Raw genomic sequence first — 18,788 nt, forward strand, 5'->3', positions numbered from 1 at the left:
AGCCTAGCTGTTCCGGCTCATGAGGTTGGTGACGCCTGCGTGGAGGCGTGAGGCCGGGGGCTGGTTGCCGGCGGCGGTGTGGCAGCGATGGTAGTTGTAGTGGACGTTCCAGATCTTGATCGCTGCGGCCCGCTCGGCCTCGGAGGTCCAGATGCGGGCGTAGAGGAGTTCCTCGGCCAGGATCCGGTTGTATCTCTCGACCTTGCCGTTGTGCCGGGGAGTGTGCGGACGGATCCGCTGGTGACGCGAGGCGAACGCGGTCACCGTCCGGGTGAACGCCTTGGCGGTGTAGTTCGCGCCGTTGTCGGTGACCACCCGGACCAGCCGGTTGATGCCGTGGGCGGCGAAGAACGCCCGTGCCCGGCAGAAGAACCCGATCGTGGTCGCTGCCTTCTCGTCGGGCAGGTGCTCGGTGTAGGCCAGTCGGGAGAAGCCGTCGACGGCGGAGTGCAGGTAGACGTAGCCGGCGCGGGCGCCCTTGGTCTTGGCCCGCTGGGCGGCCTTGTCCGCCGCTGAGCCGCGCCCGTGAGCGCGCCAGCCGCCGCCATCGGGGATGCGCCCGACCTTCTTGACGTCCAGATGGACCATGTGACCGGGGTAGCGGGCGGTGATGCGGCCCGCGGTGCGGTTCATCGACCCGTCGGGGTCGATGTCGCGGCGCCGGCTGATGCCCAGGCGGACCAGCCACCGCCCGACGGTCGCGACCGAGACCTGGTGCCCGCGGCGGACCAGCTCGAGGTGGATCGCCCGGGCCGACCACTTGTGCTCCCGGCGCCACGTCTCGATCAACGCGACCAGGTCGGGCTCGAGCTGGGTCGGGGACGCGTGAGGGACACTCGCCCGGTCGGCCAGCCCGACCTCGCCCAACTCGTCGAACCGGGCCTTCCACTTCGACAGGCACTGCCGAGAGATGCCCGCCTCGGCAGCGACGTGAGCGATCGGTCGGTGGGCGCAGCGGCGCACGAGCCGCAGCCGCCCTTCGGGGGTGAACGGGGCGTTAGCGTGGCTCATCGAGGGGTAGGTCCTTCGCGCAGCAGTTGGTTGGTCGCACTTCCATCCTGCCGCCGGGGGCCTACCCCTCCCTCACACCCCCAGCCGCGTCACCAACCTCATGAGCCACAACACCTAGCCGGACGCCGGCGGGCCACCCCCGGGACGCCGGTGTGACGTCCCCCGCGCCCGCGCGTCGGCGAGCATGGCCCCGACGAGCGTCTCCTGCAGCTCGGACAGCACCGCGTAGATCCCGACGAACGCGTGCCGCACCTGCGCGGCGCGGTCGTCGCCCGGGTCCAGCGCGAGCTCGTCGTACAGCCGGTCGGCGTCCTCGTCGGTCACGACGCCCAGCCGGTCCGCGAGCACCAGGCGGATGTCGGTGAGCGCGGCGGCCACGGCGGGTGCCTCGGCGGCGGTGACCGCGACCGCGTCGCCCGAGCGGCCGCCCGGGGTGCGCAGCGCGGACCACCACGTGCGCAGGCCCTCGACCTTGCGCGCACGCAGGTCCGGCTCGGTCAGCCGCCGGAACTCGGCGGCCTGCTCGGCGTCGAGCGACCCGTCGGGCAGCAGCCGACGCACCGCGGGGTCCTGCGGCGGCTCGATCTCCTGCTCCCAGGGCCAGCCGCTCGTCGGGAGCCCGTCCGCACCTGCCGCCCCGGCGGACGAGGCCGCGGTGCTGTCGTGCCCGACGGTCCCTCCGTCGCGCGTGCCCGCGCTCTCGGCGGCCTGCGCAGCGGCACGGGCGGCACGGCGGAACGGCACCGCGCCCAGCATCACGCCCACGTCGGACGCGATGCCCGCGAGGACGTCCCGCTCGCCGGCGTCCAGGCGTGCGACGTACTGGCCCTGCCGGGCGACGAAACCGCGCATCAGGCGCCGCTGCGCTGCAGCGTGGCCCACAGCCCGAAGCCGTGCATCGCCTGCACGTCGACCTCCATGGCCTCGAGCGTGCCGCGCGAGACCACGGCCCGACCGTCCTGATGCACCTGACGCATGAGCTGCGCGGCCACGTCGTGCGGGTGCCCGAAGTACGTCTCGAACACGTAGGTCACGTAGGTCATGAGGTTCACCGGGTCGTTCCAGACGATCGTGACCCACGGGTCGTCGACGGAGGACTGCGCGTCGGCCTCGACGACCTCGTCGAGCTGGGGCACGGACATGCTCACGGCGACAACTCTAGGGAGCGCCGGGTACGTCCGCTTCGGCCTACCGTGTGCGCATGACCACGCCGTCCGAACCGTGGGACGCCCGGGCCGCGCACGCGCCCTCGCCCGCGCTGCTGACCGACCGCTACGAGCTGACGATGCTGCAGGCTGCGCTGCGCGACGGGACCGCGCACCGCCGTTGCGTGTTCGAGGTGTTCACCCGTCGGCTGCCCGCGGGGCGCCGGTACGGCGTGGTGGCGGGCACGGGCCGCGTGCTCGAGGAGCTCACGCGCTTCCGGTTCGGCCGCGCCGAGCTCGACTGGCTGGCCGACGAGCGCGTGGTGGACGACGCCACGCTGACCTTCCTGGCGGACTACCGGTTCACGGGCTCGATGGTGGGCTACGCCGAGGGCGAGGTGTTCTTCCCCAGCTCGCCGGTCCTGGTGGTCGAGGGCACGTTCGCCGAGGCCGTCCTGCTCGAGACGTTCGTGCTCTCGGTGCTCAACTACGACTCCGCCGTGGCATCGGCCGCGTCCCGCATGACCAGCGCGGCCGTCGACCGGCCGTGCCTCGAGATGGGCTCACGCCGCGCGCACGAGTGGGCGGGTGTGGCGGCCGCACGCGCCGCTGCGGTCGCCGGCTTCGCGGGCACGTCGAACCTCGAGGCGGGCCGGCGGTACGGGCTGGCGACCATCGGCACCGCCGCGCACGCGTTCACGCTGCTGCACGACGACGAGCGCGCAGCGTTCGACGCGCAGGTCGCGGCGTCGGGCACCGGGACCACGCTCCTGGTGGACACGTACGACGTGCGGACGGGTGTCGAGCACGCGCTGGCCGCCGCGGGGACCGGGCTCGGCGCGGTCCGCCTCGACTCGGGCGACCTGGGCGCGCTCGCGCACGAGGTCCGCGCGCAGCTGGACGCCGCGGGGGCCACCGGCACCCGCATCACCGTGACCTCGGACCTCGACGAGTACGCGATCGCGGCCCTCGCGGTCGCCCCGGTGGACTCCTACGGCGTGGGCACGTCGCTCGTGACCGGGTCGGGCGCGCCGACGTGCGGGATGGTCTACAAGCTCGTCGCGCGCGAGAGCTCCGACGGGGTGCTGACCCCCGTGGCCAAGGCGTCGCGCTCGAAGACGAGCGTCGGGGGACGCAAGGCCGCGGCGCGGCGCCTGGTCGACGGCCGGGCCGTCGAGGAGGTGCTCGTCACGGGCCCCGACGACGCGGTCCGGACCTGGGCGCCGGACGGCCGCCCCGACGACGAGCACGGCGCGCTCCGCGCGCTGCACGTCCCGTTGGTGACCGACGGCGTGGTCGACGACCGCTGGACGGGGGCGCAGGGCGTCCGCACCGCGGCCCGCCGTCACCACGACTCCCGCGCCGAGCTCCCGCGCGGCGCCCGCAGGCTGTCCGCGGACGAGGCGGCGCTGCCCACCGTGCCGCTGGTGCTGGAGGTCTGACCCGCTGCCGACGCGACGACGCCGGCCCTCGCGTGGTGCGAGGACCGGCGTCGTGGATCCGGGCGTACGGCCGGCGTGCAGTGCCGCCGGACGTGCGGTGCCGAGGGCTACACGCGACGGCGGCCGAGCAGGGACATGATGAGGCTGACGACGAGGACGGCGACGCCGATCCAGATGAGGATCTTGGCGATTCCGGCCAGGCCGAGGATCAGCAGCACCACACCGAGGATGATCAGGATGAGCCAGGTGGACATCGTCTGCCCCTTTCGTCACGGGCGGTGGCCCGCGGTTCGCGAGGTCCGAGGTGCGGCGTTCCGCACCCGGTATGGGACAACCGTGCTCCGCCGGACGATCCTCGGCACGTCGAACGACAACTTGCGACGCAACGCCCCGGTGCTATGTGGACACGCGTCCACCGCGCTGACCTGCGGTTTCTCATCCTCGGCGGCTCCGACAGGGTATCTCGGATCGTGAGACGGGCCTTGCGCTCACCACCGGCTCGGGGTTACTTGCGGCCGACGAACCACCCGCGGATCATCTCCACGCGGGACCCGAGCTGGGCCGGGTCCGCCAGCGCGACCTCGGGCCCGCCGCACCGCCGACGCAGCTCGGCGTGCACCGCGCCGTGCGGCTGCCCGCTGCGCCGCGACCAGGCACCCACGAGCTGCGCGAGCTCCTTGCGCAGCTCGGCCTGCTTGCGGTGGTCCATCTCGGCCAGGTCGGGTGCGGTCCGGACCGTTCGCCGGCCCTTGAGCTGATCGGCCTGACGCTGCCGCAGCAGCGCGGAGACCTGGTCGGCGTCCAACAGGCCCGGCAGCCCCAGGAAGTCGAGCTCCTCGTCGGACCCCACCTCGGCGCCCGTGCCGAACTCACCGCCGTCGAACAGGACGCGGTCGAACGAGGCCTGCGCCTCGAGCGCCTCGAACGAGCCCTGCAGACCGTCCGGGCCGACCGCGTCCGGGCCCGACCGCTCGGAGTTCGCCGCAGCGAGCAGCGCGTCCTCCGGGTTGTAGCCCGCGCCGTCCTCCTCCGCCGTCTTCGGCCGGTCCAGCGCGTGGTCCCGTTCGAGCTCCATCGACCCCGCGAGCGCGAGCAGCTGGGGCACCGACGGGAGGAACACCGAGGCGGTCTCGCCCCGCTTGCGCGCGCGCACGAACCGGCCGACGGCCTGCGCGAAGAACAGCGGCGTGGCGGTGCTGGTCGCGTACACGCCCACCGCGAGCCGGGGCACGTCCACCCCCTCGGAGACCATGCGGACCGCGACGAGCCAGCGCGAGTCACCCGCGGAGAACTCGTCGATCTTGTCGCTCGCGCCCTCCTCGTCGGACAGCACGACCGTCGGCGACTCGCCCGTGAGCCGCGCGAGGTGGCCCGCGTACGCGCGCGCGTCGTTCTGGTCGGTCGCGATGATCATGGCGCCCGCGTCGGGCACCGTGCGCCGCACCTCGGTCAGCCGACGATCGGCACCCGCGAGCACGGCCGGGATCCACTCGCCGCCCGGGTCGAGCGCGGTGCGCCAGGCCTGCGCGGTCATGTCCTTGGTCAGCGCCTCCCCCAGGCGCGCGCTGACCTCGTCACCCGTGCGCGTGCGCCAGCGCATCGCGCCCGAGTAGGACAGGAAGATCACCGGACGGACGACGTGGTCACGCAGCGCGTCTCCGTAGCCGTACGTGTAGTCGGCGCGTGAGCGGCGGATGCCGTGCGCGTCCCGCTCGTACTGCACGAACGGGATCGCGGCGGTGTCGGAGCGGAACGGCGTGCCGGTCAGCGCGAGCCGTCGCGCGGCGCCCTCGAACGCCTCCCGGACGCCGTCGCCCCAGGACAGCGCGTCGCCGCCGTGGTGCACCTCGTCCAGGATCACCAGCGTGGGGGCCGCGGTGGTGCGCGCCGCGTGCAGCGCGGGCTTGTTGGCCACCTGCGCGTACGTCACCGCGACGCCGTCGAACCCGTGACCGTGCCTGCCCTGTGCGTTGCTGAACGCGGGGTCCAGCCGGATCCCGACCCGCGCGGCCGCATCCGCCCACTGGCGCTTGAGGTGCTCCGTCGGGGCGACCACGGTCACCCGGCGCACCACGCGTGACTCGAGCAGCTCGGCCGCGATGCGCAGCGCGAACGTCGTCTTGCCCGCGCCCGGCGTGGCGACCGCGAGGAAGTCCCGCGGTGCGCGCGCCCGGTACAGCTCGAGCGCCTCGGCCTGCCACGCGCGCAGCTTGCCGGCCGTCCCCCACGGGGCACGCGACGGGAACGCCGGCGGCAGGTGCGATGCCGCAGACGAGGACGCGTGGGTGGTGGACGGCTCCTGCCGGGCGCTCAACGCCCCGAGGACCCGCGGCCGAAGCCGCTCCAGCGCCGGCCGGAGCCGCCGCCAGCGTCCCCGCCCGAGCCGTTCGAGCCGTCCCCGCCGTCCTGCGGCGGGCGCAGGCCCTCGTAGATCTCCTTGCACACGGGGCACACCGGGAACTTGTTCGGGTCGCGGCCCGGCACCCAGACCTTGCCGCACAGCGCGACGACGGGCGCACCCGTCACGGCCGACTCCGTGATCTTCTCCTTGCGCACGTAGTGCGCGAAGCGCTCGTGGTCGCCCGGTTCCACCTGCTCGGTGGTCTCCGTGCGCTCGAGGACGCTGGTCCCCGTCCCGGAGTCCGAGCCGAACGGGTCGTCAGGGCCGGCGGGCGGGAACTGCGGTTCACTCATGGCGGGAAGTCTACGTCGGGCGGCCGACACGGCCGCGGGTGGGACCACCGGGCCCGCACGTCCTCACAACCCCTGCCACGCGGGCTTGGCGGCGTACGTCTCGCGGTAGTAGTCGCCCAGCTGCAGCCGGCTCGCGGCCGCGTCGTCGACCAGGACCGTGACGTGCGGGTGGTGCTGCAGCACGGTCGCGGGCCACAACGCCGAGACCGGCCCCTCGACCAGCTGGTGCACCGCCTCGGCCTTGCCCCGACCCTGCGCCAGCAGCACCAGGTGCCGCGCGGACATGATCGTCGCCAGGCCCTGCGTGAGGCAGTGCGTGGGGACCTGCGCGACGTCGTCGTCGAAGAACCGCGCGTTGTCCTCGCGCGTCTGGCGGGTCAGCGTCTTGATGCGGGTCCGCGACGCGAGCGAGGACCCGGGCTCGTTGAACGCCACGTGGCCGTCGGTGCCGATGCCGAGCAGCTGCAGGTCCACGCCACCCGCGTCGGCGATCGCGTGCTCGTACGCCGCGCACGCCGCCACCAGGTCCTGCGCGAGCCCGTCGGGACCCAGCACCGCGCCGGGCGGCAGGTCCACGCGCGAGGCGAACTCGGTCTCGATCACGTTGCGGTAGCGCTGCGGGTGGTCCGCGGGCAGGCCCACGTACTCGTCGAGCATGAACGCGCGCGCCCGTGCGAACGACAGCCCGTCGCGCGTGTGCCGCCGCGCGAGCTCGTCGTACACGGCCAGCGGGCTCGAGCCCGTCGCCAGGCCGAGCACCGCCGTGGGGCGCGCCCGCAGCAGCCGTTCGACCGCGTCGGCCGCGATCCGGGCCAGCTCGGCACCCGGTGCGATCACGACCTCCATCAGATGCCTCCCCGTCCGACGAGGCCGGCGCCCACCGCGCCGACCGGCACCCCCGCGGGTGCGAGCCGCAGCCGGCCGGGCAGGTCCGCCTCGGCCAGGAACGGCGAGCCGGCGGCCTGCCGCTCGAGCTCCGCGACGAGCGCGTCGAGCAGCGGCGCGCCCAGCTGGCTGACGCCTCCACCGATCACGATCCGGCCGACGTCGCACGTCAGCACGAGCACCCGCACCGCCGCCGCGACCGCGCCGACGAAGTCCTCCCGCACGCGCACGGCGTCCGGGTCGCCCGCCGCGGCCGCCTCGAACAGCTCGACCGGGGCGGGCCGGCCCGTGCGCGACGGCCACGCGGCGTCGATCGCCGAGCCCGACGCGTACCGCTCGAGGCAGCCGGTCTGCCCGCACTTGCACGGCAGCCCGTCGGGCACGTATCGCAGGTGCCCGATCTCGCCCGCGGCCTGGTGGGGACCGCGCCGCAGGCGGCCGTCGAGCATGATGCCCGCGGCCAGCCCGGTGCCGAGCGCGACGAACGCGAGGTCGTCGACCCGTCCCTCGCCGGATGCGGCGAGGTGGTGCGCGGCGCCGATCACGGCGGCGTTGAGGTCGTTCTCGAGCCGCACCCGGGTGCCGCCCAACGCGTCGGACACGAGCGCGGCGAGCGGTGCGCGGCCCTCCACGCCGAGGTTGACCGCGTTCGCGACCGAGCCGCCGTCGGGGTCCACGACCCCGGGCACCCCGACGCCGACCCCGACGAGCCGGTCGGCCGGCACGTGCGCGTCGTGCAGGACGCGACGCACCGCGTCGGCGACGCCGCGCGCGACGGCCTCGACCCCGTGCCGCGTGGGCGTCCGGTCCTGGGCGACCACGCGTCCGGCACCGTCCAGCAGGACCGTCGCCGTCTTGGTGCCGCCGACGTCCACGCCGACGGTGTGGCCGACCTGCTCGTCGGCCGTGCTGTGCCTGTCCATGATCCGGGGCCGCCTCAGCCCTTGACCGCGCCGGAGACCAGGCCGGACGTCATCCGGCCCTGCACGATCAGGAAGAACACGATCACCGGCAGCGCGATCAGCGTCGAGGCCGCCATGACCTGGCCCCAGTCGACGCCGCGGTTGACCGACGCCGTGAGGAACTCCCGCAACCACAGCGGTAGCGTCTGCCGGTCGGGCGACGGGAGCGCGACGATCGCGACCGTGAACTCGTTCCACGCCTGCAGGAACGCGTACACCCCCGACGCGACGAGCCCGGGCGCCAGCAGCGGGAACGTGATGCGCAGGAACGCCTGCGTACGGGACAGCCCGTCGACCATCGCCGCCTCCTCGAGCTCGGCGGGCACGCCCGCGACGAACCCGCGCAGCATCCAGATGGTGAACGGGATGACCGCCGCGGTGTACAGCACCGTCACGCCGATCACCGAGTCCAGCAGGTGCGCGCTCGAGAGCATCTTGTACTGCGCGATGAACAGCCCCTCGGCCGGGAGCATCTGGATGAACAGCACCGCGAGCACGAACGACTTGCGGCCCCGGAACTTCCAGCGGCTGATCGCCAACGCCCCGAGGAACGCGAACGCCAGCACCAGGACGACGGTCAGGGACGTGATCGCCAGGCTCATCCTGAGCGCGGTGGTGAACCCGTCACCCTCGAGCACGCGCGAGAAGTTGACCCACGTCGCGTGCACCGGCAGGAGCTGCGGGTCCTTCGAGCGCAGGTAGGCCGACGGCGTGAACGCCGACAGGATCATCCAGTAGACCGGGAAGACCCAGACGAGCGATGCGACGAGTGCGAGCGCCGACAGCAGGACCCGGCGCAGCCGCCGGCGCCCGGCACCCGGCGCGTGCGGGCGGCGGACCGCGTCCCGCGCCGCGGCGGGTGCGACCTGGGCGGGGGCGATGGTGCTCATGCGTCCTCCTTCATGAGGCTGCGGACGTACGGCCAGCTCAGCGTGACCGTCAGGACGAGCACGAAGATCGAGACCGCCGCGGCGCCGCCGAAGTCCTGCCTGCTGATGCCCAGCTCGTAGATGAAGTTGCCCAGCAGGTTGGTCTCGGACACGGGCGCTCCCGCGTCCTGCAGGAGCCGGATCTGAGCGAACACGCGCAGGTCCCAGATGATCTGCAGCAGCAGCACGATCGAGATCACGGGCCGCACCATCGGCAGCAGGATGTACCAGAGCTGCTGGAACCCGCCCGCGCCGTCGATCCGGGAGGCCTCGAGCACCTCGTCGGGGACGGCCGTCAGGCCCGCGTAGATGGAGAGCGCGACGAACGGCACGGACATCCACACGATGACGAGCGTCGCGACGAGGAAGAACGTGAACGGCTGCGACAGCCACGAGAACCCGTCCATGCCGGAGAACCCGAGCTTGACCAGGAGCCAGTTGACGACACCCGTGCGGTAGTCGAACAACCACTTGAACACCGTGACGCCCGCGACCATCGGCATCGCCCACGCGAGCAGCAGGCAGACCTGCAGGACGATCCGGACCGCGGTGCCCACCGCGCGCATCAGGAGCGCGAAACCGAGGCCGATCAGCACCGTCAGGCCCGCGTTGACCAGGCAGAACACGATCGAGCGCAGGACCACGGACCACAGGCTGTCGTCGGTGAAGATCCGTACGAAGTTGTCGGCGCCGACGAACTCGGGCGGCTGACCGAACTGCTGCTCGAGGCCGAACCTCTGCAGCGACAGCACCACCTGCCGGCCCACGGGGTAGGCCAGGCCCGCGAGCAGCGCGAGCAGCGCCGGCAGCAGGAGCAGGTAGGGCGCGGCCGGGACGCGGCGTCGGCGCGGTGCCGGCGGGGCGCTCGTCGGGCCGCCGTGGTCGGCGTCCGCGCGGTGCGCGGGCACGCCGAGGGCAGCGTCGTGAGGCATGGGGTCTCTCCTGTGCGCCGGGGCGGCGCGACGTCGGTGCCGAGGCGGTGCCCCGGAGGGTGCCGTCCGCGGGGGCGCAGGGGGCAGGCTCCCGCGGACGGCCGTTCGGTGGGACGGGGTGGCCGGACCGGCGGTCCGGCCACCCCGCGAGCGGGCGTCAGCCCGCGGCGCCGCCGTTGAGCATCGGCGTCAGCTTGGCGTCGTACTCCGCGGCCAGCTCGGCCACGTCGCCGCCCTCGGCGATCTTCTGGAACAGCTCCTCGTAGACGGACGCGCCCTCGATCGCGGCCCAGCCCGGTGCGGGCGGGGTCTGCTTGGAGGCCTGCGCGGTCTCGATCATCGTCGTCGCGAACTTGTCGTCGCCCAGCGAGGACACGTAGTCGGAGTTGCCCGGGCCCAGGCCCGCACCGCCCAGCATCGTCTGGTACTCCTCGGAGAAGATGATCCGCAGCAGGTTCTCCGCGAGCTCGGGGTGCTGCGACTTCGCGGACACCGCGATGTCCGAGCCTCCCGCGAACACCGGCGCGACGCCGCCGTCCACGCCCGGCAGGGCGAAGATGTCGAACTTGGTCGCGTCGGCCATGCCGTCGCGGACCTCCTCGCCCTTGTCGTTCTCGGTCATGTCGCCGATCGACCACTGCGCCCACCGGGGCGCCATGATCGTCGCGGCCGCCGGGGCGTCCGGGTCGTCGTTGAGGAAGTCCCAGTACGCCACGTCACGCGCGGTCGAGGGCAGGTTCGAGCCGACCTGGTAGATCTCCTGCCACTGCTCGAGGCCCTTGATGGTGTTGGGGTCCGAGAGCGTCGACGTCCACGTGGTGCCGTCGACCGTCGCGAGCTCGCCGCCGTTGGCGAACACCCACGAGATGCCGTTGCGCCAGTCCTGGCCGCCCATCGCGAACCCGGACTGCTTGTCCGTCGTCAGCTTCTTGGCGGCCTCCGTGAACTCGGCGAGCGTCGTGGGGACCTCGACGCCGGCCTCCTTCCAGATGTCCGCGCGGTAGAACATGAAGCGCGAGCCGAAGTAGTACGGCAGCGCGAAGTTCTTGCCGTCGACCGTGCCCGCGTCGACGAGCGGCTTGAGCAGCTTGTCGCCGCCCAGCTCCTCGTACAGCGGGGTCAGGTCGCGGAACGCCCCGACCGTCGTGAACGTGGGCGCCTGTGTGTTGCCGATCTCCACGACGTCGGGCGTGTTGGCCTCGTCGGGCAGGGCGGTGGTCAGCTTGGTGATCAGGTCACCCCAGCCGATCTCCTCGATGACCAGCGTCGAGCCGGGGTTCTCCTCGGCGAACGTGTCCACCAGGTACTTCCGGAGGTCGGCGTTGGTGTCGCTGCCGGCGAGCCAGAGGGTGATCTCCGCGGCCTCGGGGGCGGCCGAGGTACCGCCGCCTCCGTTCGTCGCGGGGTCGGAGGGGTTGTCGTCGCCGGAGCCGCACGCCGTCAGCGCGAGCGTCGCCGCCACGCCGAGAGCCGCGAACCGTAGCATCTTCACGTTGGGGTTCCTCCCGAGAGCGAGGCGAACGCCGGGGCGGCGGTCGCCGGGTTGGAGCTTCGACCTGCAAGGGGGCGGCTCGGGGTCGTCACGTGACCCCGAGCTGCCCTGACAGGACCAGGACTGCCGCACCGGACAGCACCCCGTCCTCGTCGAGCGAGCTCATCCGGACCGACAGGCCACGCCCGATCACGGGCATGGTGCGGGTCCGGACTGCGGACAGCGCCGCCTCGCGCAGTGGGCCGTCCAGCAGCTCCGGCGGACCGGAGAGCAGGACCTCCGCGAGGTCGAGCGCACTGACGACGGGTGCGAGGGCGATGCCCAGCAGCCGTCCGACCGACGCCAGCGCGGCGTCGGACTCCTCGGGGGGCAGACCGGCGATGCGGCGGCGCAGCGCCGGCACGCTCAGCACGGTCTCCAGGCAGCCCGCGCGGCCGCACGCGCACTGCGCGGGGACCTCACCGGGTGTGGACTCGTCGACGACCGTCAGGTGGCCGAGCTCACCCGCCGCGTCGTTGCGGCCGACGACGAGCGCGCCGTCCACCACGATGCCCGCGCCCACGCCCTCGCCCACCGTCAGCACCAGCGACCCGTCGCCCGACGCGGTGCCGAACGTGAACTCACCCAGCGCGCGCGTGTTGGCGTCGTTGGCGACGTGCACCGGGACGCCCAGGCGCTCGCTGAGCGTCGCCGCGAGCGGCAGGTCGTACCAGCCGCGGTTCGGCGCCTGCACCACGTGGCCGTCGGTGGTGATGACGCCCGGCGACGCGATGCCGATGCCGATCACGGGCCGGACCGCGGCGGCGAGCAGCGCGCGGCACAGCTCCTCGAGCGCCGCGAGCGCGGCGTCGCCCGAGCGTCCGTCGATCGGCACCTCACGCCGTGCGGCGACGTCGCCGACGAGCGTGAGCGTGGCACCGTGCATCGTCGTGTCGTCGGTCAGGTCGACCGCGACCACCTGGAACGACTCGGTGCGCATCTGCACGAGCGTCGCGGGCTTGCCGACCTTGCCCTCCACCCGCACGCCCAGGTCCTCGACCAGCCCCTCCTCCTGGAGGTCCGCGACCAGGCCGGAGACGGTCACGCGCGTCAGGCCCGTGGAGCGGGCGATGTCCGCCCGGGACGACGGGCCGGTGTGGAACAGGTGCGCCAGGACGAGCGACCGGTTGTGCACGCGCGTGTGCTTCGGCAGCGCCTTGGCGGTGGGCCGCAGGGCGCGTCCGGCGCGGTTCCCGGGGCGGGTGGTCGTCGACACGTTTGTTAGTAGACGTTCCTTACTAATCCCGTGTCAAGCATCGATCGTGACCGTGATCACATCGTGACCCCCCGTTCACACCCCCGGAACGCGCCCCCACTCGCCGAACTGGCGGACAACTACCAGGTCGGCCGGTGGGGTCGCCCGGGGTCACCACCCACTCGCCGAACTGGCGGACAACTACCAGGTCGGCGGGTGGGCGGGTGGGGGTCCCAGGGGTGTCCTGTGCGGGGCGGCGTCGCGTCGCACTAGGTTGGGAGGGCCCGCGCGCACCGCAGCCGTCCCGGTTCGCCGTCCGCCTCCCCGGGCCACCCCAGCACATCTCGGAGGGAACCACCGTGACCAGCTCCACCGGCCCCATCGACGCCACCGCGACGAGTGCGTGGCAGGACCTGTCCGCGCACGAGTCGACCCTGACGCCGGACCTGCGCGGCTGGTTCGAGGCGGACCCGGCGCGCGCGCAGCGCCTCACGCTGCAGCTCGCCGACCTGCACGTCGACCTGTCCAAGAACCTCGTGACCGACGAGACGCTCGCGCTGCTGGTGCGCCTCGCGGACGAGGTCGGCCTCGCCGACCGGCTGCAGGCGCAGCTCACGGGTGAGCACATCAACGTCACGGAGGACCGCGCGGTCCTGCACACGGCGCTGCGCCGGCCCGCGGGTGCCGAGCCCCGGCTCGTCGTCGACGGGCAGGACGTGGACGCCGACGTGCAGGCCGAGCTCGCCAAGATGTACGCGTTCGCGGACCGCGTGCGCTCGGGCGAGTGGACGGGTGTGACGGGTGAGCGCGTGCGCACGGTCGTCAACATCGGCATCGGCGGCTCGGACCTGGGCCCCGTCATGGCGTACGAGGCCTTGAAGCCGTACGTGCAGGACGGCCTGGAGGTGCGCTTCGTCTCCAACATCGACCCCACCGACCTGGCCGAGAAGGTCAAGGGCCTGGACCCGACGACGACGCTGTTCATCGTCGCCTCCAAGACGTTCGGCACGCTCGAGACGCTGACGAACGCACGCCTGGCGCGCGAGTGGCTGTGGACCGAGCTCGCCGCGGCGGGCGTCCTCGAGGACTCCGACGACGCGCGCACGGCCGCGGTCGCGCAGCACTTCGTCGCGGTGTCCACGGCGCTCGACAAGGTCGCGGCGTTCGGCATCGACCCCGCCAACGCGTTCGGGTTCTGGGACTGGGTCGGTGGCCGGTACTCCGTGGACTCGGTGATCGGCACGTCGCTCGCGATCGCGATCGGTCCGGACGGCTTCCGTGACTTCCTGGCGGGCTTCCACGCCGTGGACCAGCACGTGGCCACCACGCCGTTCGCGCAGAACGTGCCCGTCCTGATGGGCCTGCTCAACGTCTGGTACGTCAACTTCCTGGGCGCGCACACGCACGCGGTGCTCCCCTACGCGCAGTACCTGCACCGCTTCCCGGCGTACCTGCAGCAGCTCACCATGGAGTCGAACGGCAAGTCGGTCCGCTGGGACGGCACGCCCGTGACCACGCAGACCGGTGAGGTGTTCTGGGGCGAGCCCGGCACCAACGGGCAGCACGCGTTCTACCAGCTGATCCACCAGGGCACGCGGCTCATCCCGGCCGACTTCATCGCGGTCGCCAACCCCGCGCACCCGCTGCGCGACGGCGACGCGGACGTGCACGCGCTGTTCCTGGCGAACTACTTCGCGCAGACCAAGGCGCTCGCGTTCGGCAAGACCGCGGACGAGGTGCGGGCCGAGGGCACCGCCGAGGAGATCGTGCCGGCGCGCGTGTTCTCCGGGAACCGGCCGACGACGTCGATCCTCGCCGCGTCGCTCACGCCGTCCGTGCTGGGTCAGCTCATCGCGCTGTACGAGCACATCACGTTCGTCCAGGGCGTGGTCTGGGGCATCGACTCGTTCGACCAGTGGGGCGTCGAGCTGGGCAAGAAGCTCGCCATGGAGATCGCGCCCGCCGTGGTGGGCGACGCCGACGCGCTCGCCGCGCAGGACCCGTCGACGCGGTCCCTCATCTCCACCTACCTGGCACTGCGCTCCTGACGCCGGACCGGCGGGTGGCGGCGCACGACCGCCGCCACCCGCCGGAGCTCGTCAGGGCGTGACGCGCACGCGCCCCATGGCGCCCTTCTCGGCGTCCGACATCACGTGCGTGACGAACGGGTACGTGCCCGCCTGCGGGAACGTCAGCTCGACGAACCCGCCCTCCGCGGGCTGCAGCGCGAGCACCTGCGCACCACCCGTCCCCGTGGAGCCGCCGGCCCGCAGCGTGTAGTCCCCCTCGCGGAACACGGTGTCGAACTGACCGCCGACCACGTGGAACGCGCTCGGCCGGTTCGGTCCCGCGTCGAGCACCCAGAGACGCACCCGCTCACCCACCGCTGCGGTCAGCGGACGGTCCCGGTACTGGTTGGCGTACCCGTTGAGGACGACGAGGTCCGGGACCTGGCCCGCGACCTTGGCCGCATCGACCTCGCCACCCTGCTCGCCCAGGTACAGCTCGTGCTGGACCACCACGTACTGCCGGTCGGCCTGCGCGAGCCCGTCGGGCTCGATCACGACCGCCCCGAGCATGCCGTTGGCGATGTGCACGGACATCGGCATCGTCGAGCAGTGGTACATCCAGACGCCCGACCGCGTCGCGGTGAAGCGGTACGTCAGCTCCTGCCCGGGAGCGATCGTGCGCATGACGTCGTCGGGTGCGAGCGCACCCGCGTGGAAGTCGATCGAGTGGCCGATCGAGCCGTCGTTGACCAGCGTCACGACGAACGTGTCCCCCACGCGCCCGTGCAGCACCGGGCCGGGCGCCTGCCCGCCGAACGTCCACAGCCGCTGCGTGACGCCCGGGGCCACCTCGCGCACCACCTCCTGGACCTCGAGCCGCACGTGCCGCGTGACGGGACCGTCGTCGGGGCCCAGCGGCGGCAGCGCCGCGTCGCGCGCGACGAACGACGCATCGGGTTCCGCCATGAGGTCGAGCCGGTCCGCGGCGGAGACGCCCGGTGTGCTCGCGGAGCCGTGGCCCATGTGGTCGCCGCTGTGGCCGCCCACGGTCGGCGCACCGGACGGGTCGGCGCTCTGTGCGGTGCGCGGCGCCTCGCCCGTGACGGCGATCTCGAGCGTCATGCCCATCAGGCGGTGCCCGGCCACCGAGCACCACGCGTCGGTGTCCGTGCCCACCACGCCCACGTCGACGCGGGCCGACTCCCCCGGCGCGAGCCGGCCGCTCGTCGCGCCGTTCGCGACGACGAGATCGTGCACGTCGTCGTCGACGTTGGTCACCTCGACGACCAGTCGGTCGCCCGCGGGCACCTCGATCCGGGCGGGCGAGAAGCGCATGTCCTGCGCCTGCACCGCGACCGTCGTCGTGCGGCCCGTCGCGGTCACGCCTCCCGCGACGTCCGACGCGGCGATGCCGGCTGACGGCGGATCCATCGCGACACCCACCACCACGGCGAGCGCGAGCCCGCCCACCCCCACCGCGAGCGCACCGCTGCGCACGGGGCGCTGGGGAACGGCCGGGCGTGCCTCGTCCACGGGCGCCGTGGGCCCCGCGGGTGCCGTGCGCCGGGCGATCAGCACTGCGCGCGCCGCGAGCACCAGGAACGCCGCGAGCGCGCCGAGCACGACGAGCGAGACCACGACCCGCACCGCGCTCGGCACCGGCGCGCAGAACAGCAGCAGCCCGCCGTTGACCAGGACGAGCCGCACGACCGCACCGCGATCGAGCTCGGCCGCGGTGCGCCGCGTGACGGCCGGTCCGCCGCCCAGCACCACGGGCAACAGGTGGGACAGCGCACCCAGCAGCACCTGCGCGGCGAAGCCCACCGCGAACGGCGCGACGAGTCCGCGCACGCGGTCGGCGGCGACGTCCCAGCCCGGCGCGGCCGCGACCACCGCCCCGAACGCGAGCAGCGAGCCCGCGAGCCAGGCGGTGGACGCCGCGAGCGCCACCGGGGCGAACGTCGGCGGCACGTGCACGGGTGCGGTGCGGCCCGGCGTGGCGCGTGCGGCGTTCGCCGCGACCACCGGAGCCGCCGAGCGCCACTGGCGCCACATCATCGCGCCGATCAGGCCCGCGCCGACCGCGACCACGACGCAGCCCGCGGGTACGAGCACGCGCAGCCCCGTCGCGGTGCCGATCACCACGACCGCGAGACCCGCGAGGACCACGGGCAGCGCGCGGCGACCCGCGGCCTCGTCGGCGGGCTCGATGCGCGCATGCGTGACGGTCGGCCACAGCACCATGAGTGTCCCGAGCACCGTGACCGCGACCCAGCCGATGAGCGTGAGCGTGACGTGCGCGACGTACAGGCGGCCGTGCAGCTCGTCCGAGAGCGTCCCGCGCGCGAGCACCACACCACCCGCGACGCCCAACGGGAGCGCGGCGCCGGCCGCGACGTACCACCGCACCAGGGGCCGGAACCGGCCCGGGAGCGCGGCGCGCATCTGGCGCAGCAGCACCACGGCCTGCGCCGCACCCGCACCGGCCACGAGCACCCCGCCGGGCACCACGAGCGCGAATGCGGGCACCGCGAGCCCCGCGACGACGAGCAGCGCCCCGACGGTGTGCGCCGCGAGGCGCAGCGTGAGGCCGCGACGCCCGCCCGGTGCGGGCTGCCGCAGCAGCGTGTCGGCGAAGTGCTGGCTCCACAGGAGGATCGCGCTGCTCACGGCGCCGAGCAGGAGCAGGTGGACCATGAGCCACTGCGCCGCGGGGACCCAGCGGTGCGCGACGGTCAGCGTCGCCGCGGCGAGCAGCCACGCGAGCACCAGGGCGTTGGCACGCAGGTGCCACGATGCGCGCGTCACGCGACCACCGCCACGGTGGGCGCCGGCTCGGTGCGGGACCGCACGGGCCGCACCGTGGGCGGTGCGCCCCGCAGCACGCTCGTCGCCGCGACGGCCACGAACGTCAGCACGGCCACGATGTTGCCGACCCCGCCCACCTGCACGGCCCACGCGACGTCACGCGCGTCGCCCACCAGCACCCGCAGCACGAGCGTGCTGTGCAGCAGCGCGAGCGGCACGTACATCACGGGGCGGTACGGCAGCGGGCGGCGCAGCACCGCGGGCAGGATGACGGGCGCGTGCGCCATCACCATGGACATCACGAACCCGAGGAAGACCGCGTGCAGCACCGCGTCGTACCGCACGCCGCCGGTCGCGGGGCCGCCCAGCAGCCAGATGCCCCCGGCGACCGCGAGCCACGCGAACGACGCGAGCATCGCGACCGCCATGAACCGCGGCAGCCCGTGCCCGCGCACCGTCCGCCGTGCGACGTCGAACCTGCCGAGCACCGCGACGAGGCCCACGAGCGAGGCACCGAGCACCGCGGTGCCGAGCCCGGGCCACAGCAGCGTGAGCGCGGCACCGCTCACCAGCCCCAGCGACGCGGCCACCAGCCCGCGCTCCGCCGCGGCCGGCACGGGCGTGATCCGCATCAGCTCGAGCCGCTCGCCGGCGATCGTGAGCACCAGGAACGCGACCAGCCACGGCGCGAGCGCCGGGACCGGGACGCCTGCCGCCCAGAGCGCCGCGGCGCCCACCGCGGCCACCGCACCCAGCCCTTGCACCGCGATCGCGGCGTCCGCCCGCCGGCCCCACGCCGCGCCGTACAGCGCCACGAGCACACCCGCGCCCCCGACCTGGCACAGCTGGCCGACGACGAGCGGGGCGGGCGCGACCAGCAGCAGCCCGCCGAGGCCCAGCAGCCCGGGCGACGCCCACGCCCATGGCCGGGAGCGCTCGCCGGCCGTGCGCGGCGCGAGCGCCACCGCGCGCTCGAGCGCGACGAGCGTGCCGACGAAGCCGAGCACCATGAGCGGGCCGTGCACGACGGGGAGCCGGTCGAGCCGGACGGGCGCCGGCAGCCCCAGCAGCGTGAGCGCGGCGTCGAGACCGGCGAGCAGAGCGACGCCCGCGGGGAGCAGCAGCACGAGCCGCACGGGCGGGGTCCGTCGCGGCGGGTGATTTTCCACGTTCCCGACCGTAATTAACCGGCCCCGCGGGGTGCACGGGACCTCGGTCCCCTGCGGACCCCGGGTGCGCGGGCCG

General features: G+C 73.8%; 16 protein-coding genes. 2 read left to right on the forward strand and 14 right to left on the reverse strand.

Annotated features, from left to right (window positions below; all coding sequences use genetic code 11):
• Positions 1 to 3: 3 nt before the first annotated feature.
• From CELGI_RS11290 to clpS, 3 genes are all read right to left on the reverse strand, one after another.
• Entirely contained in the window at positions 4 to 1,011 is a 1,008-nt protein-coding gene (locus tag CELGI_RS11290; RefSeq protein WP_013884252.1) for an IS481 family transposase, read from the reverse strand.
• A gap of 114 nt (positions 1,012 to 1,125) precedes the next feature.
• On the reverse strand, positions 1,126 to 1,863 hold the full coding sequence (locus CELGI_RS11295; protein ID WP_013884253.1) for a DUF2017 family protein: 738 nt from the start codon (positions 1,861 to 1,863) through the stop codon (positions 1,126 to 1,128).
• The gene (clpS, locus tag CELGI_RS11300) at positions 1,863 to 2,153 is read right to left on the reverse strand and encodes an ATP-dependent Clp protease adapter ClpS (protein WP_013884254.1); all 291 of its coding nucleotides are present in this window, start codon (positions 2,151 to 2,153) and stop codon (positions 1,863 to 1,865) included. Before clpS ends, CELGI_RS11295 begins: the two co-directional genes overlap by 1 nt.
• 59 nt (positions 2,154 to 2,212) lie before the next feature.
• Between clpS and CELGI_RS11305 the strand changes: the two genes are divergently transcribed.
• Complete coding sequence (locus CELGI_RS11305) at positions 2,213 to 3,598, forward strand: nicotinate phosphoribosyltransferase (protein ID WP_013884255.1); 1,386 nt, start codon at positions 2,213 to 2,215, stop codon at positions 3,596 to 3,598.
• Positions 3,599 to 3,705: 107 nt separating this feature from the next.
• Here the strand turns inward: CELGI_RS11305 and CELGI_RS17380 are convergent, their stop codons facing one another.
• The 9 genes from CELGI_RS17380 to CELGI_RS11345 all read right to left on the reverse strand — a co-directional run bounded on the left by CELGI_RS17380 (position 3,706) and on the right by CELGI_RS11345 (position 12,747).
• Positions 3,706 to 3,852, reverse strand: coding sequence for a hypothetical protein (locus CELGI_RS17380; protein WP_013884256.1), 147 nt, complete (start codon positions 3,850 to 3,852; stop codon positions 3,706 to 3,708).
• A 251-nt stretch (positions 3,853 to 4,103) separates the two neighbouring features.
• Positions 4,104 to 5,912: a DEAD/DEAH box helicase gene (locus tag CELGI_RS11310; protein ID WP_013884257.1), complete on the reverse strand. Its 1,809-nt coding sequence runs from the start codon at positions 5,910 to 5,912 to the stop codon at positions 4,104 to 4,106.
• Complete coding sequence (locus CELGI_RS11315) at positions 5,909 to 6,292, reverse strand: DUF3039 domain-containing protein (RefSeq protein ID WP_013884258.1); 384 nt, start codon at positions 6,290 to 6,292, stop codon at positions 5,909 to 5,911. Before CELGI_RS11315 ends, CELGI_RS11310 begins: the two co-directional genes overlap by 4 nt.
• A gap of 63 nt (positions 6,293 to 6,355) precedes the next feature.
• Positions 6,356 to 7,138, reverse strand: coding sequence for a glucosamine-6-phosphate deaminase (nagB, locus tag CELGI_RS11320; RefSeq protein ID WP_013884259.1), 783 nt, complete (start codon positions 7,136 to 7,138; stop codon positions 6,356 to 6,358).
• On the reverse strand, positions 7,138 to 8,100 hold the full coding sequence (locus tag CELGI_RS11325; RefSeq protein ID WP_013884260.1) for an ROK family protein: 963 nt from the start codon (positions 8,098 to 8,100) through the stop codon (positions 7,138 to 7,140). The genes nagB and CELGI_RS11325 overlap by 1 nt, the downstream gene beginning before the upstream one ends.
• Positions 8,101 to 8,114: 14 nt before the next feature.
• A complete protein-coding gene (locus tag CELGI_RS11330) occupies positions 8,115 to 9,029 on the reverse strand; it encodes a carbohydrate ABC transporter permease (protein ID WP_013884261.1) in 915 nt (304 codons plus the stop codon).
• Entirely contained in the window at positions 9,026 to 10,000 is a 975-nt protein-coding gene (locus CELGI_RS11335; RefSeq protein WP_013884262.1) for a carbohydrate ABC transporter permease, read from the reverse strand. The genes CELGI_RS11330 and CELGI_RS11335 overlap by 4 nt, the downstream gene beginning before the upstream one ends.
• A gap of 157 nt (positions 10,001 to 10,157) precedes the next feature.
• Positions 10,158 to 11,486, reverse strand: coding sequence for a sugar ABC transporter substrate-binding protein (locus tag CELGI_RS11340; protein WP_041574677.1), 1,329 nt, complete (start codon positions 11,484 to 11,486; stop codon positions 10,158 to 10,160).
• A 94-nt stretch (positions 11,487 to 11,580) separates the two neighbouring features.
• Positions 11,581 to 12,747: an ROK family transcriptional regulator gene (locus tag CELGI_RS11345; RefSeq protein WP_013884264.1), complete on the reverse strand. Its 1,167-nt coding sequence runs from the start codon at positions 12,745 to 12,747 to the stop codon at positions 11,581 to 11,583.
• 338 nt (positions 12,748 to 13,085) lie between these two features.
• Here CELGI_RS11345 and pgi point away from each other — a divergent pair, with 338 nt between their 5' ends.
• Positions 13,086 to 14,774: a glucose-6-phosphate isomerase gene (pgi, locus tag CELGI_RS11350; protein WP_013884265.1), complete on the forward strand. Its 1,689-nt coding sequence runs from the start codon at positions 13,086 to 13,088 to the stop codon at positions 14,772 to 14,774.
• A gap of 51 nt (positions 14,775 to 14,825) precedes the next feature.
• On the opposite strand, the gene CELGI_RS11355 is transcribed toward pgi, so the two are convergent.
• Entirely contained in the window at positions 14,826 to 17,543 is a 2,718-nt protein-coding gene (locus CELGI_RS11355) for a multicopper oxidase domain-containing protein (protein ID WP_013884266.1), read from the reverse strand.
• The gene (locus CELGI_RS11360) at positions 17,540 to 18,679 is read right to left on the reverse strand and encodes a hypothetical protein (RefSeq protein WP_013884267.1); all 1,140 of its coding nucleotides are present in this window, start codon (positions 18,677 to 18,679) and stop codon (positions 17,540 to 17,542) included. The genes CELGI_RS11355 and CELGI_RS11360 overlap by 4 nt, the downstream gene beginning before the upstream one ends.
• Between the last annotated feature and the right edge of the window lie 109 nt (positions 18,680 to 18,788).

The sequence above is a fragment of the Cellulomonas gilvus ATCC 13127 genome (assembly GCF_000218545.1).
GTDB lineage: Bacteria > Actinomycetota > Actinomycetes > Actinomycetales > Cellulomonadaceae > Cellulomonas > Cellulomonas gilvus.

Excerpts from the sequence above, each read along its gene's own strand:
- CELGI_RS11290 (WP_013884252.1), bottom strand. The coding sequence starts at position 1,011 with ATGAGCCACGCTAACGCCCCGTTCACCCCCGAAGGGCGGCTGCGGCTC.
- CELGI_RS11295 (WP_013884253.1), bottom strand. The coding sequence starts at position 1,863 with ATGCGCGGTTTCGTCGCCCGGCAGGGCCAGTACGTCGCACGCCTGGAC.
- clpS (WP_013884254.1), bottom strand. The coding sequence starts at position 2,153 with ATGTCCGTGCCCCAGCTCGACGAGGTCGTCGAGGCCGACGCGCAGTCC.
- CELGI_RS11305 (WP_013884255.1), top strand. The coding sequence starts at position 2,213 with ATGACCACGCCGTCCGAACCGTGGGACGCCCGGGCCGCGCACGCGCCC.
- CELGI_RS17380 (WP_013884256.1), bottom strand. The coding sequence starts at position 3,852 with ATGTCCACCTGGCTCATCCTGATCATCCTCGGTGTGGTGCTGCTGATC.
- CELGI_RS11315 (WP_013884258.1), bottom strand. The coding sequence starts at position 6,292 with ATGAGTGAACCGCAGTTCCCGCCCGCCGGCCCTGACGACCCGTTCGGC.
- nagB (WP_013884259.1), bottom strand. The coding sequence starts at position 7,138 with ATGGAGGTCGTGATCGCACCGGGTGCCGAGCTGGCCCGGATCGCGGCC.
- CELGI_RS11325 (WP_013884260.1), bottom strand. The coding sequence starts at position 8,100 with ATGGACAGGCACAGCACGGCCGACGAGCAGGTCGGCCACACCGTCGGC.
- CELGI_RS11330 (WP_013884261.1), bottom strand. The coding sequence starts at position 9,029 with ATGAGCACCATCGCCCCCGCCCAGGTCGCACCCGCCGCGGCGCGGGAC.
- CELGI_RS11335 (WP_013884262.1), bottom strand. The coding sequence starts at position 10,000 with ATGCCTCACGACGCTGCCCTCGGCGTGCCCGCGCACCGCGCGGACGCC.
- CELGI_RS11340 (WP_041574677.1), bottom strand. The coding sequence starts at position 11,486 with ATGCTACGGTTCGCGGCTCTCGGCGTGGCGGCGACGCTCGCGCTGACG.